The sequence below is a fragment of the Flavobacterium sp. ST-158 genome, from assembly GCF_058309975.1.
In genome coordinates, this window is record NZ_JBZEEN010000002.1 from 191,382 (window position 1) to 206,813 (window position 15,432).

13 protein-coding genes are annotated in these 15,432 nt (G+C 34.5%); 10 read left to right on the forward strand and 3 right to left on the reverse strand.

Translation table 11 applies throughout. The annotated features are described in order from the left end of the window. The first annotated feature begins 184 nt into the window (after nucleotides 1–184). The 10 genes from rocD (at nucleotide 185) to moaA (ending at nucleotide 8,907) form a co-directional block, all read left to right on the forward strand. On the forward strand, nucleotides 185–1,435 hold the full coding sequence (gene rocD / locus AC4FRF_RS05305; RefSeq protein WP_491158447.1) for an ornithine--oxo-acid transaminase: 1,251 nt from the start codon (nucleotides 185–187) through the stop codon (nucleotides 1,433–1,435). Nucleotides 1,436–1,441: 6 nt separating this feature from the next. Beyond that, nucleotides 1,442–2,404: an arginase gene (locus AC4FRF_RS05310; protein WP_491158448.1), complete on the forward strand. Its 963-nt coding sequence runs from the start codon at nucleotides 1,442–1,444 to the stop codon at nucleotides 2,402–2,404. Nucleotides 2,405–2,633: 229 nt separating this feature from the next. After that, nucleotides 2,634–3,806: a molybdopterin molybdotransferase MoeA gene (locus AC4FRF_RS05315; RefSeq protein WP_491158449.1), complete on the forward strand. Its 1,173-nt coding sequence runs from the start codon at nucleotides 2,634–2,636 to the stop codon at nucleotides 3,804–3,806. A gap of 7 nt (nucleotides 3,807–3,813) precedes the next feature. Beyond that, nucleotides 3,814–4,383: a molybdenum cofactor guanylyltransferase gene (locus AC4FRF_RS05320; RefSeq protein ID WP_491158450.1), complete on the forward strand. Its 570-nt coding sequence runs from the start codon at nucleotides 3,814–3,816 to the stop codon at nucleotides 4,381–4,383. A 5-nt stretch (nucleotides 4,384–4,388) separates the two neighbouring features. Then, nucleotides 4,389–5,189: a uroporphyrinogen-III C-methyltransferase gene (cobA, locus tag AC4FRF_RS05325; protein WP_491158451.1), complete on the forward strand. Its 801-nt coding sequence runs from the start codon at nucleotides 4,389–4,391 to the stop codon at nucleotides 5,187–5,189. After that, nucleotides 5,189–5,425, forward strand: a complete 237-nt coding sequence (locus tag AC4FRF_RS05330) for a MoaD/ThiS family protein (RefSeq protein WP_439228848.1) — start codon at nucleotides 5,189–5,191, stop codon at nucleotides 5,423–5,425. The genes cobA and AC4FRF_RS05330 overlap by 1 nt, the downstream gene beginning before the upstream one ends. 30 nt (nucleotides 5,426–5,455) lie before the next feature. Next, entirely contained in the window at nucleotides 5,456–6,508 is a 1,053-nt protein-coding gene (gene moeB / locus AC4FRF_RS05335; RefSeq protein WP_491158452.1) for a molybdopterin-synthase adenylyltransferase MoeB, read from the forward strand. A gap of 56 nt (nucleotides 6,509–6,564) precedes the next feature. Then, nucleotides 6,565–6,996 (forward strand): molybdenum cofactor biosynthesis protein MoaE, encoded by a 432-nt coding sequence (locus tag AC4FRF_RS05340; RefSeq protein WP_439228846.1) that lies wholly within the window; start codon nucleotides 6,565–6,567, stop codon nucleotides 6,994–6,996. Nucleotides 6,997–6,998: 2 nt separating this feature from the next. Beyond that, the gene (moaCB, locus tag AC4FRF_RS05345) at nucleotides 6,999–7,913 is read left to right on the forward strand and encodes a bifunctional molybdenum cofactor biosynthesis protein MoaC/MoaB (RefSeq protein WP_491158453.1); all 915 of its coding nucleotides are present in this window, start codon (nucleotides 6,999–7,001) and stop codon (nucleotides 7,911–7,913) included. Next, a complete protein-coding gene (gene moaA, locus AC4FRF_RS05350) occupies nucleotides 7,900–8,907 on the forward strand; it encodes a GTP 3',8-cyclase MoaA (RefSeq protein ID WP_491158454.1) in 1,008 nt (335 codons plus the stop codon). The genes moaCB and moaA overlap by 14 nt, the downstream gene beginning before the upstream one ends. A 660-nt stretch (nucleotides 8,908–9,567) precedes the next feature. Here the strand turns inward: moaA and AC4FRF_RS05355 are convergent. The 3 genes from AC4FRF_RS05355 to AC4FRF_RS05365 all read right to left on the reverse strand — a co-directional run bounded on the left by AC4FRF_RS05355 (nucleotide 9,568) and on the right by AC4FRF_RS05365 (nucleotide 15,198). Then, the gene (locus AC4FRF_RS05355) at nucleotides 9,568–10,119 is read right to left on the reverse strand and encodes an acyl-CoA thioesterase (protein ID WP_491158455.1); all 552 of its coding nucleotides are present in this window, start codon (nucleotides 10,117–10,119) and stop codon (nucleotides 9,568–9,570) included. 28 nt (nucleotides 10,120–10,147) lie between these two features. Then, nucleotides 10,148–11,593, reverse strand: a complete 1,446-nt coding sequence (locus tag AC4FRF_RS05360; RefSeq protein WP_491158456.1) for a rubredoxin — start codon at nucleotides 11,591–11,593, stop codon at nucleotides 10,148–10,150. An 86-nt stretch (nucleotides 11,594–11,679) separates the two neighbouring features. Then, nucleotides 11,680–15,198, reverse strand: coding sequence for a molybdopterin-dependent oxidoreductase (locus AC4FRF_RS05365; RefSeq protein WP_491158457.1), 3,519 nt, complete (start codon nucleotides 15,196–15,198; stop codon nucleotides 11,680–11,682). Between the last annotated feature and the right edge of the window lie 234 nt (nucleotides 15,199–15,432).

Sequence of the window (15,432 nt, forward strand, 5' to 3'; positions counted from 1 at the left end):
GAAAATTAATTAAATAATGATACGGTTTATTTTTCTACTTAAAAAAACTTCAATTTGTTGTTTCAGGATGTTTACAAATCCGTGCTTTGCGAAGTAATTTTAGCTGATTTTGCTCTTAGGATAAGGTTTTGATAGGCAATAAAATATGCGTAATTTTGTAAACTTAGAATATAATATACATAACATGGAACAAATGCAACAAATACTATCTTCAAAATCAGAAGCCTTAATCAATAAAGAAAATAATTATGGTGCTCATAATTACCATCCATTACCAGTAGTTCTTGAAAAAGGAGAAGGAGTGTTTGTTTGGGATGTAGACGGAAAAAAATATTATGATTTTTTATCGGCCTATTCAGCAGTAAATCAAGGGCATTGTCATCCTAAGATTGTTAGTGCAATGGTGGAGCAGGCGCAAAAGCTAACTTTAACGTCTCGAGCTTTTTATAATGACCAATTGGGAGTTTACGAAGAATATGTTACTAAGTATTTTGGTTTTGATAAGATTTTGCCAATGAATACTGGTGCAGAAGCTGTTGAAACCGCTTTAAAATTGTGTAGAAAATGGGCTTATGAGGTAAAAGGAATTGCCGAAAATCAAGCTCAAATTATTGTTTGTGAAAATAATTTCCACGGTAGAACAACCACAATTATTTCTTTTTCTAATGATGAAACGGCTCGCAAGAGTTTCGGACCTTTTACCGAAGGTTTTATAAAAATTGAATATGATAATCTGGATGCTTTAGAAAAAGTATTAGAATCCTCTAAAAATATTGCGGGATTCTTGGTAGAACCAATTCAGGGGGAAGCTGGAGTTTATGTGCCTAGCGAAGGTTTTTTGGCAAAAGCCAAAGCCTTGTGCGACAAACACAATGTTTTATTTATTGCCGATGAGGTACAAACAGGTATTGCACGTACAGGAAAATTATTAGCAGTTCATCATGAAAATGTTCAGCCAGACATCCTCATTTTAGGAAAAGCCTTGTCGGGTGGTGTGTATCCGGTTTCGGCTGTTTTAGCCAATAATAATATTATGGATGTTATTAAACCAGGGCAGCACGGATCTACTTTTGGAGGAAATCCTGTAGCTGCGGCGGTTGCTATTGCAGCATTAGAAGTCATAAAAGAAGAAAAATTAGCCGAAAATGCTGAGCGTTTAGGAGTAATTTTGAGAAAAGGCTTAAACGAAATTGCTGCTAAAAATCCTTTGATAACCTTAGTAAGAGGAAAAGGATTATTGAATGCAATTGTGATTGATTGTGATGAAGAATCGGATTTAGCTTGGGAAATTTGTTTAAAATTCCGTGATTATGGTTTGTTAGCAAAACCAACTCATGGAAACAAAATCCGTTTAGCTCCGCCATTAGTGATCACCGAAAATCAAATACAGGATTGTCTTTCTATTATTGAAAAAGCATTAAACGATTTTAAATAAAATTTTATGGATCGAGCTGTTAAATTAATCAAAAACCGTTCTGATATTGGTGGAGGAACGCGTGGTTCTGATTTAGGGGTTGATGCCTTAGAAGTTGCAGCAATCAATCGTGGAAGTGAGTATTTTAATGCGTTTACTTTTGAAGATGTAAAAACGCATAACGAAACTATTTATGATAAAAACCGAAATACTTTTGCTAAGCGAATTGAATTTGTTTTAGAGCAATGTACTCGTGTTTCTTATACCGTCAAGCGTAATTTAGAAGCCCATTTTTTACCTATTGTTTTGTCTGGAGATCATTCTTCTGCTTTGGGAACTATTAGTGGAATCAAAGCCATGTATCCGCATAAAACTTTGGGAGTGGTTTGGATTGATGCCCATGCCGATTTACATTCGCCTTATACTTCTCCTTCAGGAAATATTCACGGAATGCCCTTAGCGGCAGCACTTGGTTTGGATAATTTAAAGTGCCAAATCAATGAAGTCATTCCTGAAACCCAACAACATTGGGAAGAAATGAAAAATATTGGTATTGAAGGTGCTAAGATAGATTCGGAACATTTAATCTATTTTGGTGTCCGAGATACTGAAGAAGCCGAAGACAAACAAATGGCCGAAATGGCTATAAAAAATTTCAGAGTAGACGAAGTTCGTTATAAAGGATTAGAACTTTGTGTAGAAAGAGCTTTGACACAATTAGCAAATTGTGATATGATTTATATTTCTTTTGATGTGGATTCGCTGGATTGTGACTTAATTTCTAATGGAACCGGGACACCAGTTTCTAAAGGTTTTGACCAATATGAGGTAATAGCCATTATTAATCAAATTATTGCTTCGGGGAAAGTGGTTTGTGTAGAGTTATGCGAAATCAATCCGCTTTTGGATACTAAAGGAAACAAGATGGCAGAGACTGCTTTTGAAGTTTTGGAACAGATAACATCAACTTTGATTTTGCCTTTTGAATAGGGTTTTAGCAGTTTTTGTATAGCAAATAATCGTATTTTGTGTTCTAATGGCTGATTTAGCTTTAGTAGATTATAACAAAAAACAGTAAAATATTTGTTTTTTCGCAATTTATAGGCTGTTAATCACAAATTGTATATTTCTAGCATTTTAAGTATTAATTTCGATACGTACTTTATATAATTACGTATATTTGTATAAGTATTTTTACTTAGTTTTAAAATTAGGTTTTATGATTGAAGTAGCCGAAGCATTAAAAATAATAGGAGAGAATAGTGTTCAAATGCCCATCTCAAAAATCAAAGTGAGTAAATCACTTGGTTATGTTTTGGCTGAAGCTATTTATGCTCCCATAAATATGCCTCCTTTCCGTCAGTCGGCTATGGATGGATACGCGTTTATTCACAGTGAATTGAAACAATTTGAAGTGGTAAATACGTCCCAAGCAGGCGATTTTTTAGAGGATAAAATCCAAAAAAATCAAGCGGTTCGCATTTTTACAGGCGCTTTTGTTCCTGATGATACAGATACTGTGGTCATGCAGGAGCATACAAGAGTAACCGATAATTTGTTACAAATTGAAAAAATGCCATTGCCTGGTGCTAATGTAAGAGCTAAGGGCGAGCAAATTAAAAAAGGCGAGTTAGTACTTGATGCTAATACCGTAATTACTCCTGCAGCTATTGGTTTTTTAGCCTGTTTGGGGATTACTAAAATCAAAGTATATGAAAAGCCTAAAGTAGCCATTTTGGTTACCGGAAACGAATTGGTTTCAGCCGGGAAAAAATTACCGAAAGGTAAAATTTATGAAAGCAATTCGGTAATGCTGGAAGCGGCTTTAAAAACAATCGGAATTAAAAAGACCACGGTTTTTAAAGTTAAAGATAGTTTGAAAAAGACAAAAATGGTTATTGAAAGTTGTCTTTCTAATTTTGATGTAGTCTTGATTTCAGGAGGAATTTCGGTAGGGGATTACGATTATGTCAAAGAAGCTTTATTGAAAAATGGTGTAACCGAGTTGTTTTATAAAATCAATCAAAAACCAGGGAAACCTTTGTTTTTTGGTCGGAAAGAAAACAAATTAGTGTTTGCTTTACCTGGAAATCCAGCTTCGTCATTGACTTGTTTTTATGTGTATGCTATACCGGCTTTAAAAAAGTTAATGGGATTTGAAGCAGTGCATTTGCCGGAAACAAAAAGAAAAATAAATACAGCTTTTAAGAATACATCCGGAAAGACTTTGTTTTTAAAGGCCTTGTATGATGATGAAAAAGTAACGGTTTTAGAAAGTCAAAGTTCAGCAATGCTAAATACTTTTTCTATTGCCAATGGCTTGATAGTGGTTCCGGAGAATGTAACTGCAATTGAAGCCAATGATGAAGTAACGGTTTTGCCTTTTAATTGATTTAAAAATGGAAAAACTAACCTTATCCATTCTTTGTGGCGGTAAAAGTAGCCGAATGCAATCGGAAAAAGGATTGGTGCTTTTTAAGGGAACACCATTTATTGAGCATATTATTAAAGCGGCTTTGCCTCTTGTTGATGAAATACAATTAGTGACCAATACATCTCATTATGATTATTTGTCCTATAAAAAAATAAAAGATATTGAATTAGATAAAGGACCGGTTGGCGGAATTTATTCGGCTTTGGTTCACTCAGATTCAGAAAATAATTTAATATTAAGTTGCGATATTCCGCTGATTTCAAAGGAATTGTTATCTGAATTGATAACAAAGAATCAATCGAATTTTGAAGTTTCTGTTTTTTCAGATGCCAATAAAATTCATCCTTTGATTGGAATGTATTCGAAAAGAATAGTTCCAATTTTGAAAAAGGCCATTGAAGAGAATGATTTAAAAATGATGCGCTTATTAGAAAAAGTGAATCATCAGATAATAAAAGTTGCAGGAGAACGAAGTGAGCAGTTTAAAAATGTGAACTCGCTCGCGGAATTAAAGGAATTGAATACCAAAAATTGAAGATTATGAAAAATGCTAACACACCAAGGTTGACAATTGTAGGAGCTGGTCCTGGCGATGTGGAATTGATTACCATAAAAGCCATAAAAGCCATTGGAGATGCTGATGTAATCCTTTATGATGCATTAGTAAATGAGGATTTATTGCAATATGCGGCTGCAGGAACAGAGATTGTTTTTGTAGGGAAGCGTTTTGGTTGTCATGCGTATACTCAGGATCAAATCAATGAATTGATTGTAGTGATGGGTAAGAAACACGGTCATGTAGTACGATTAAAAGGTGGAGATCCATTTGTTTTTGGCAGAGGAAGTGAAGAAATTGAATTTGCTCAAAAACACGGTTTGTTAACAGCTATTGTTCCAGGGATTTCTTCTTCTTTAGGAGTTCCTGCTTCTAATGGAATTAGTTTAACACAACGCGGAATTTCAGAAAGTTTTTGGGTGATTACCGGAACTACTTCGGCACATAAATTATCTACAGATGTTAGTTTAGCCTCTCAATCATCTGCAACTGTAGTGATTTTGATGGGGATGCATAAATTAGACGAAATTGTGGCTATCTATCAAAACAACAGAACTGATGATTTGCCGGTAGCTATTATTCAAAACGGGACAAAAGACACACAGAAAAAAGTAATAGGAACGGTAAGTTCTATAAGTAAATTAGTGGCTGAACACCAATTGTCATCACCTGCAATTATTGTAATAGGCGAGGTGGTAAAACACGCTTCTGAATTGGCTGTTTTTACAAAAGAAACTTATAGCGATGACGAATTTATTTTTCAAAATCTAAACGTAACGGAATAATGCTAAATGTAAAATATTTTGGCGCAGTTGCCGAGAAAACACAAGTTTTAGGAGAAACGCTTCCTTTGTCTAATTTATCCTTGCAGGAATTAGTGGATGAGTTGGAACAAAAATACGATTTGACTTCGCTTTCTTATAGTATTGCAGTCAATCAAAAATTGGTTCAGGACAAAAACAGTTACATGTTAATGAGTAATGATGTTGTAGCTTTGTTGCCTCCATTTGCAGGAGGTTAAAAAGCACAATTTTCTAATTGGGTAACAATTATGCGATACAATAGACAAATTATACTTCCTGAAGTAGGCGAAAAAGGCCAGGAAAAATTAAACCAAGCCAAGGTTTTAATCATTGGTGCTGGTGGTTTGGGCACGGCAATTTTACCGTATTTAGCAGCAGCCGGAATTGGAGAAATAGGTATTATTGATGATGATACTATTGATATTAGCAATTTACAACGTCAGGTTATTTATAAAAGTACTGCTATTGGAAAATCCAAAGTACTAGAGGCTAAAGCGATGGCGGAATCTTTAAATCCGAGTATTCAAATTAATGCCATTACCGATACTTTAAACGCTAAAAACGCGATTTCTTTATTTGAATATTATGATATTATGGTGGATGCAACTGATAATTTGCACACCAAATATTTAATTAATGACGCTTGTGTGGTAACCAATAAACCATTTGTTTACGGTTCAGTTTATAAGTTCCAAGGGCAGGTTTCGGTTTTTAATTATCAAAACGGACCTACGTATCGTTGTCTTTTTCCAAATGAAGCTGCGCACAGTCAAAATTGTGTAGACGCCGGAGTTATGGGGATTTCGGTGGGAATTATTGGAATGTTTCAGGCAAATGAAGTTTTGAAAATGGTTCTCGAAACAGGAAAAGTACTTTCAGGAGAATTGTTGATTTACAATATGCTGAACAACGACCAGCAAAAATTTGATTTGAACAGAACGGAAGTGTCTTCAATCAGTCGATTGGATTTTGAGAATAAATACAATTCTGTTTTAGAAATTTCAGCTAAAGAAGCTTTGGAACAAATAGAAAATCCAAATGTTCTTCTCCTGGATGTTCGCAATGAAACCGAATTGCCAAAAATGAGTTGGGATAGTATCCAAATTCCACTTTCTGATTTAGAAAATAATTTAGAAAAATTAGATTTAAACAAAACGATATTGGTGTATTGCCAATCGGGAATAAGAAGTAAAGCAGCAGTTGAGCTTCTTAAAAAATATGCTTTCCCAAAAGTACAAAGCATTGCAGGTGGAGCTTTAAAATTACAAGAAGCTATAGCTAATAGTGCTATTTCAATTTAAAAATCACCAATTATATTGTTTAAAAATCTGCGAATCTGCGGTGAAAATATAAAAAAATGAGTAAAAAAGTTTTCATAGAAGGAGCAATTTCTCCGGAATTTATAGCTGATTCCATTGTCAAACATCAGGGCAAGCATAGCATTGGTGCGCATAATATTTTCTTAGGTCAGGTTCGCGCTGATATTCATGAAGAAAATGTAGTTAAAGCAATTGAATATACCGCTTACGAAGAAATGGCTAACGATGCTCTGTCGGTAATTAGAGAAAGAGCTTTTGCTGAATTTGATTTGGTTTGCATGCATATTTATCACAGTTTAGGTGTGGTTAAAGCTGGCGAAATTTGCTTGTTTGTTTTTGTTTCTGCGGGACATAGAACTCAGGTTTATGAGGCTACAGAAGCAATCGTCAACTGGATTAAAACGGAAGTACCTATCTTTGGGAAAGAAATATTTGAGAATGAAGATTTCATTTGGAAACAAAATAAATAATAATGGTTGATATTACCCATAAAATAAGTACGTTACGTTCGGCAACAGCCATGGCAACAGTCAAAGTGAGTTTGCCGGAAACGATTGAAGCTATTGAGAAAAATTTAGTTCCCAAAGGCAATGTGCTTGAAATGGCTAAAACTGCGGGTTTATTTGCGGTTAAAAACACCCATTTATCCATTCCGGATTGTCATCCGTTGCCTATTGAATACACGGCAGTGGCTTATGAAATCAAGGATTTAACAATTGATATTTTGTTTACGGTAAAAACTGTTTATAAAACAGGTGTTGAGGTCGAAGCCATGCACGGTGCATCAATTGTAGCTTTGACCATGTATGATATGTTGAAACCGATTGATAAAAATATCGAAATATCAACTATTAAATTAGTAGAGAAAAAAGGTGGAAAATCATCGTATAAAAATAAGTTCCGTGATGTATTGCAAGCAGCTGTTTTTGTTTGTTCGGATTCTATTTTTGCTGGAGAGAAAGAAGATCGTTCCGGTAGAATTATTGTTGAAAAATTGGAATCTTACGGTGTAGCTACTTCGCATTACGAAATTATTCCGGACGAAATTGATTTTATTCAAGACAGAACTAAGAAATATGCAGCCGAGAACCAATTGGTGATATTTACAGGAGGCACAGGACTTTCGCCAAGAGATGTTACGCCTGAAGCTTTAGAACCTTTGCTAGAAAACAGAATTCCAGGAATAGAAGAAGCCATTCGCAATTACGGACAGGACAGAATGCCGTATGCTATGCTTTCTCGTTCGGTGGCGGGAACTATTGGTGATAGCTTAGTTTTGGCATTGCCAGGTTCGGCTAATGGTGCCAAAGAATCTATGGATGCTGTTTTTCCACATGTTCTGCATGTTTTTCATATCCTAAAAGGGAGTAATCATGATACCAAATAATACCATATTAACGGATGATTTTGGACGTAATCACAACTATTTGCGTATTTCTTTAATAGAGAAATGCAATTTACGTTGTACGTATTGCATGCCTGCTGAGGGAATTGCATTATCTCCTAAAAAGGATTTAATGACCGCCGACGAGGTTTTTGCTATTGCCCAAACATTTGTAAATAATGGTGTTAACAAAATTAGATTGACGGGAGGCGAACCACTGTTGCGAAAAGATTTTCCTGAAATTATTGAAAAACTAGCTCAATTAGAAACCGAAATTTCCATTACTACAAACGGAATTCTAATTGATCGACATATTGATGTTTTAAAGCAATTTAATATCAAGAAAATCAATTTGAGTTTAGATACTTTAGTTTCAACCAAATTCAATACGATTACGCTTCGCAATCAGTTTGAAAAAGTAATTGATAATTTGCATTTACTTTTAAACAACGAATTTAAGGTGAAAATTAATGTGGTTTTGATTAAAGGATTTAACGATAATGAAATCATTGATTTTATAAATCTAACCCAATTTTTACCGATTTCCATCCGTTTTATAGAATTCATGCCTTTTGCGGGAAACGAGTGGGATAGGAGTAAAATGGTTTCTCAATCAGAAATTCTAGACAAACTTTCGGCTCATTTTTCGGAATCCAATTTAGAGAAATTAGAAGATGAAAAAAACTTCACAGCCAGGGAATTTAAGATAAAAAATTATTTCGGAAGCTTTGGCATCATTAGTTCTATTACAAATCCGTTTTGTGACGGTTGTAACAGAATTCGCCTTACGGCAAATGGTAAAATCAAGAATTGCTTGTTTTCCAATTCAGAAACTGATTTATTGACTCCTTTTAGAAATGGTGAAGCGATAGAAAATGTGATTGCTTTAGCTATTAAAAACAAAAAGAAAGTAAGAGCAGGAATGACAACACTTCAGGACGTTGATAATCCTCTTTTAAATCAGGACAATCGCTCTATGATTGCGATTGGGGGGTAGTTTTTATTGAAAAATTAAATGATTTTGAATATTATTTTTGTTGGTATTAATGAATAAATAAAACAATGTATTTCAGTAATTACTTAAGTCTTTATGTAGCAATAATATCAATTTTACTTTTTGTAATTCCATTACTTTTGTTGACTATAAAAAAACGAACATTTATACAGTTTACCATTAATAAACTAGTAATAGTATTTAATTGGACACTTGTTTATTATGGAATTTTATCTATTTTATTTCTTACGATTATAAAAATAATTGACATTACTGTTTATGGAAGTGCAGATGGTTCAAGTGGAAATAGTATGACAGAGATAATAATTGGGGTAGGATATTCTTATTTTGTAATTGGTGCTTTTTATTATTTCCCTTTCGTTGTTTTGCTTAATCTTTTGAATCTTTTAATTAGGAATATTAAAAAAAATAAATTTACATAAAATTATTTTTTTTTTGTGATTTCAATGCTTGGTTTGTCAATTCCGACGAAGGAAGAATCACATCAAGTGACTTAAGTAACGGATATTCCTCCTTCGTGAGAAACTCAAATTAATAAGTAGTAGTGAATACAAAAAGCACAGTGTAACGCTGTGCTTTTTGCTTTTTAGATGTTGTTTTAGATACGGCCGTTTTAGCAAACGGTCGGGTCTATTCAACTCTTTATTGTTCAAAATCCACTTTAACTTTGTACTTATTGGATTTCAAAATACTTTCTATAGAACCAAAAGTGGCAATGGTTTTTTGATATTCTTTCTCTTTTTTCAAAGCAATTTGCCTGATGCCATGCTCAAAACGACTCACTTCTTTAAGTGTAGTCAGGATAAGCCCTGGAACAGCTACGTTTTTGCCTTCTTTATCTTTGGCAACCATTGTAAAATAGGATGAATTACAATGTTTAATCACGCCGGTTTGAATGTTTTCGGCTTCTACCCGAATACCTATAATCATGGAGCTGTTCCCCACATAATTGACACTGGCTTTCATGGTTACTAACTCACCTACTTCAATAGGCATTAAAAAGTTTACCGTATCCACCGAAGCAGTTACACAATAATTTCCGGAGAATTTTGAACCACAAGCAAAGGCAATTTGGTCCATTAAGGATAAAATATAGCCACCATGAATTTTTCCACTAAAATTAGTGTGAGATGGCAGCATTAATTCGGATATGGTTATTTTCGAAGAATCGACAGTTTTATATTCGATACTCATATGTAGTTTCTTTTTAGATAGTTTTAAATTAAATGTCTTGTTTTTCAGCTGTTAAAAGTACAAAATTACTTTTTGGTGCTTCACATAACGAACAGCAATAATCTTCGGGTAAATCACTGAATAAAACGCCTTTTTGAATTCCTTGTATTTCGTCTCCGTATTCAGAGTTGTAAATGGTTAAACATTCTGAACATTGGTAAACGTCCTGTTCTAATTTTTCTTTTTTAGGAGCCTTGTTAGCCGATTCATTTTCTAGGTTGGTACTAGTACCTAATTCATTAAAATATTTTTTACTCAATTCGATTAAAATACTTGGCAATTCTAGTTTGTCAATATCTTGAGTGTGAATGATGTATTCACGAGTATTAGGGTCAAAATTTTTGGCATACAAAACATTGTAAGTATCTCTAATTTTGATAGACTCCAAATCTTTAGGCATTTTGTTTTTTTCAATAACAATAGAGGTAAAATAATGACCTTCGCGATTGTAATCGGAGATACCAAATGTAAGTCCGTATGTACTGATGTCAAATTGATCTAAGGTTCTAACTAAAAAGGTTTTCAAGTTTAGAGACCACTCTGTTGCAACAGGCAAATGCCAATTTAATTCCAAAAGAGAATGGCGTACATTGATTCCTTTTTTGCCAAGGAATTTTTCCCAATCTAATTTTCGGTCTTTTGGGATTCCTTTTACAATAAAGGATTTCCAAGGGGTGATACATATTTTTCCAATTTTACAATCAAAACACAAATCGCACATTTCCTTCAAGAATTCTAAGTCGTAAAGGTTGTTTCTCCAATACAAGCCTAACCAATATTGGTCAATCCCTAAACGGTTCATTCCTTCGTAATAAGGGAATGGGTAAAAAGGAATGTTCAATTGTTTGTCTATAGTTCGGTTGTTGCTATCAATATTTTCACTTACAAGGTTAAAAATCATGTCAATTCCAACAGTTTCTTCGCTCACGATACGTTCAATTTCGTAATAAATTTTGGCAATATCCCAGCTGTAAATTAAGGCAGGATATACTTCCATGCGTTGCCATTTGGGCAATCTGATGTATAAATACCAATAATCTTCGTGTTCCGAAGCTATAAAGTTAATATGTCCTGTAAACAAAGGAACTAGCTGTTGCTTTGGGTCGGTGATGTTTACTTTTAATACTGGCTGTTCTTTAAATTGTTCTAAAACATACAAGAATTTATTTCCAGTTAGCCAAGATGTATTTCTAAAAATATCGGTTGAAACATAAGAAGAAACGATGTTGTTTCCGCTTTGCTCATTAGGATATACAATGTGAAATTTACCATTGTTTTCTGTTTCTGAATATTCAAATCCATTAGGGAAAATGATATCTTGTCTGGAACCAAAAGAAATGTCTTTTAGTCCTTGTGCTAAACTCATGTTAACAATGTTACGTAATTCGCCTGGCGAAATAACGCCTCCTTTTACTATTAATCGTGTTAATTCCATGTTTTTGTTTTTTTAGTCTTTAGTCCTTAGCTTATAGTCCTTAGTTGTTTGAATAACTAGGGACTAAGTACTAAGTACTCTTCAACTTATTTACATTTCGCTAATAGTTCTTTTACTTCGGTTTTGCAACTACCACAGCCTAAACCTGCACCGGTTGATTTGCATAATTCTGTGAAATTCGTTGTACCTGCTTTGATGGCTTCTTCGATGTTTCCACTTCCTACCTGGCTACAAGAACAAACTAATTTTCCTATAACAGGTTTGGCGGCAGCACCGCTTCCTCTTAGCAATTGATTTCTTTTGTCAGACAATTCGATTTTGCTTTCAATCATAGTTTTGAATTCGGCAAACTCATTTTTGTCTCCCATCAAAATGGCACCTACTAACAAATCATCTTTGACAATACATTTTTTGTAATATCGTTTTTTCATATCTGAAAAGATGATTTCTTCATAGCTGTCATCGTTTTCAGGAATGCTTAGTTCGCCAATACTACACAGATTTATATCTTCTAATTTTAAAATATTCATCAAAATGGAGCCTTTGTAATAGCTACTGATATCTCCGGCAAAATAATTGGCTAAAATATCGGCTTGTTCTTCGGCAGCAGAAGTAATTCCGAATAATTTACCTTGGAATTCAGCAATTTCTCCAATGGCATAAACATCAGGATTGGATGATTGTAAATATTGATTTACTTTTACTCCACGTCCGCAAACAATTCCAGCTTCTTTAGCTATTTCTATGTTCGGAATAGTTCCAATTGCGTAAACAATAGCATTTGCGGTTAATATTCGACCACTTTTTAGTGCTATCTCTAATTCATTTGCATTGTCTGATTCGAAAACAGTGCTGACTTCATTATCAAAATAAATTTGAATATCACGAAGCTGTACTTCCTCGGCTAATAATTTACAGGAAATACGATCCAATTGGCGTTCCATTAATCTTGAAGCTCGCTGAATAATGGTAATTTTTACTTTTTTATGTTTTAAGGCTGCGGCCAATTCTAATCCTAATAAACCACCACCTACAATCACAACATGTTGCTCTTCCGGAGCCAAATTAGTTTGATCCAAATAATTTTTCAATTTATCAGCATCTTCTTTTCGGCGCATCGTGAAGCGGCCCGGCAGATGCAATTGGGCATTTTCAGGAATAAATGGACGGCTACCGGTAGCTAAAATCAGTCGGTCAAAAGTATGGGTTTCGCCACGGCTATCAGTAATTGTTTTGTTTGTGGTGTTGATGTTGTCTATTCCCACAGAAGGTTTTAAGCTAATGTTCAGTTTGCTTAAACCATCGTCATTTTTAATTTTTAATAAGTTCTCCCAAGACAATTCGTTGGTTACATATTCTGGTAATAATACACGGTTGTAAAAAGGATTGGCTTCATTAGAGAAAACCACAATTTCATCGGTACTGTTGAGTTCTCTATAGTTTTGTATAAATCTAAAAGCAGCTGCTCCAGCGCCTACAATAGCAATTTTCTGGAATGGTTTTTCGTATTTTTTTACGGATACTGCAGTGTATTTAAAATCAGGTTCTTTAGAAACAGGATCTACAAGAGTATTGGTAAGATTGTTGGCTCGGTTTAAATCATTTTCTAATTGTTTTCCCCAGTGCATTGGCAAAAATACGACACCTTCTTTGATAGTATCGGTAACATTTGCTTTTACTCTTACTTCTCCATTTCGGCTGCTGACCATTACGATATCTCCATTTTCGATATTGGTTTTAAAAGCATCGATAGGATTGATTTCCAAGTAAGGATTTGGTATATGAGATAACAATCGGGACACTTTTCCTGTTTTAGTCATCGTATGCCATTGATCTCTAATGCGTCCTGTAGTAAGAATCAGCGGGAAGTTGTCATCTGGTTCTACTGATGTATTTTCAATTGAGGTTGGCAAATTGAAAATGGCTTTTTGAGAAGGCGTATAGAATTTTTTATCGGTAAAAAGTCTAGCTGTTCCTGGGTGTCCATAATCAGGAACAGGCCATTGAAAAGTTCCTTCGTGTTTTAAACGGTTGTAATTAAGGTACGAAATGTCAATGTTGGTATTTTTTGTCATTTGACAATATTCTTTGTACACTTCTTCAGCGGTATTGAAATTGAATCCGCTGAATCCCATTTTTTTAGCAAAACGAGTTAGGATTTCAAAATCGGGGAGGGCTTCACCAGGAGCGTTGATTCCTTTAGGAAGGTATGAAATTCGTCTTTCCGAATTGGTCATGGTACCTTCTTTCTCTAACCATCCTGCTGCTGGAAGCAATAAATCGGCAAATTTAGCTGTATCGGCATTATGTGAAATCTCTTGAACTACCACAAATTTGGCATTCTTCAAGGCTTTTTCTACACGTCTTGAATCGGGTAAACTCACCATTGGATTGGTACAAATAATCCAAATGGCTTTCATTTTTCCTGATTCTAAAGCTTCAAACATTTCCGTAGCAGTTAATCCTGGTTTTTCAGAAATAGTATCTACTCCCCAAAATTCAGCTACTTCTTGACGGTGTTCAGGATTAGCTAGATCTCTGTGAACCGCTAATAAATTAGCCATTCCGCCTACTTCTCTTCCGCCCATGGCGTTAGGTTGACCTGTTAAAGAGAAAGGACCAGAACCTGGTTTACCGACATGTCCAGTAAGTAATGAAATATTCAATAAGGCCGTATTTTTATCAACTCCCACAGCACTTTGATTCAATCCCATAGCCCAAAGTGAAAGAAAACCTTCGGCTTTACCAATTAAATCCACCGCCATATCAATTTCTTTAATAGAAATTCCGCATAGTTGAGAGGCTTTTTCTAATGAAGTAGATAAGACTAAATTTTTATAAGCCTCAAAATTTTCGGTGTGCTTGTTTATAAACTGATTGTCGGTATAGCCTTTTTCGATAATTCTTTTGGCAATAGCATGGTATAAAATAATATCGCTTCCTGGTAGAATTTGCAAATGCAAATCGGCAGTCAAGGCAGTATCCGTCTTTCTAGGATCAATTACAATAACTTTTACTTTTGGGTTTTTCTCGCGGTGTTTCTCTAAACGTCTAAATAGAATAGGGTGGCACCAAGCTGGATTAGCTCCTGTAATTAAAAAAGTATCGGCTAATTCTATATCATCATAAGCAATGGGAACTGAGTCTTCTCCAAATGTTTTTTTGTAACCAGCTACTGCTGAACTCATACAAAGGCGAGAGTTGGTATCTATATTATTGGTTTTTAAAAAACCTTTTACCAATTTATTTACTAAATAATATTCTTCAGTTAAACATTGGCCTGAAATATAAAATCCCACACTATCAGGACCGTGTTTTTTTATAATAGCAGAGAATACTGCGGCTGCACGATCCAGACCTTCATCCCAGCTAACACGTTCCATGGGATGTGATTTACTCCAACGCATTTCAGGAAAAAGAATTCGATCAGAAGTATCGTTGGCAACATAATGTAGATTCATTCCTTTAGAACAAAGCATTCCTCTGTTTACTGGATGATCAGGATCCCCTTTGACCATCACTCCATTGCTGGAATCTTTGCTAACAATGATTCCACATCCTACTCCACAATATGAACACGTTGTTTTGATTTCTGAATTTTGCATTTTCATTTGTGTTTTTAATGGCGAACTACTTTTTTCAAACTTTAAGTTAAATTTGATACTGTAAAAATAAGTATTAATTACGTATAAATACGTATTTTTTTAAAAAAAATCGCAAGTTTGATAAAAAGATAAAAGAAGTCTAAAATAATGCTTTTTATCTTTTTTTTGGCTCGAAAAATAAGTATTAATTAAAAACAGATTGTTTGTTGGCAACAGTTTTTGCCAATATTTGGA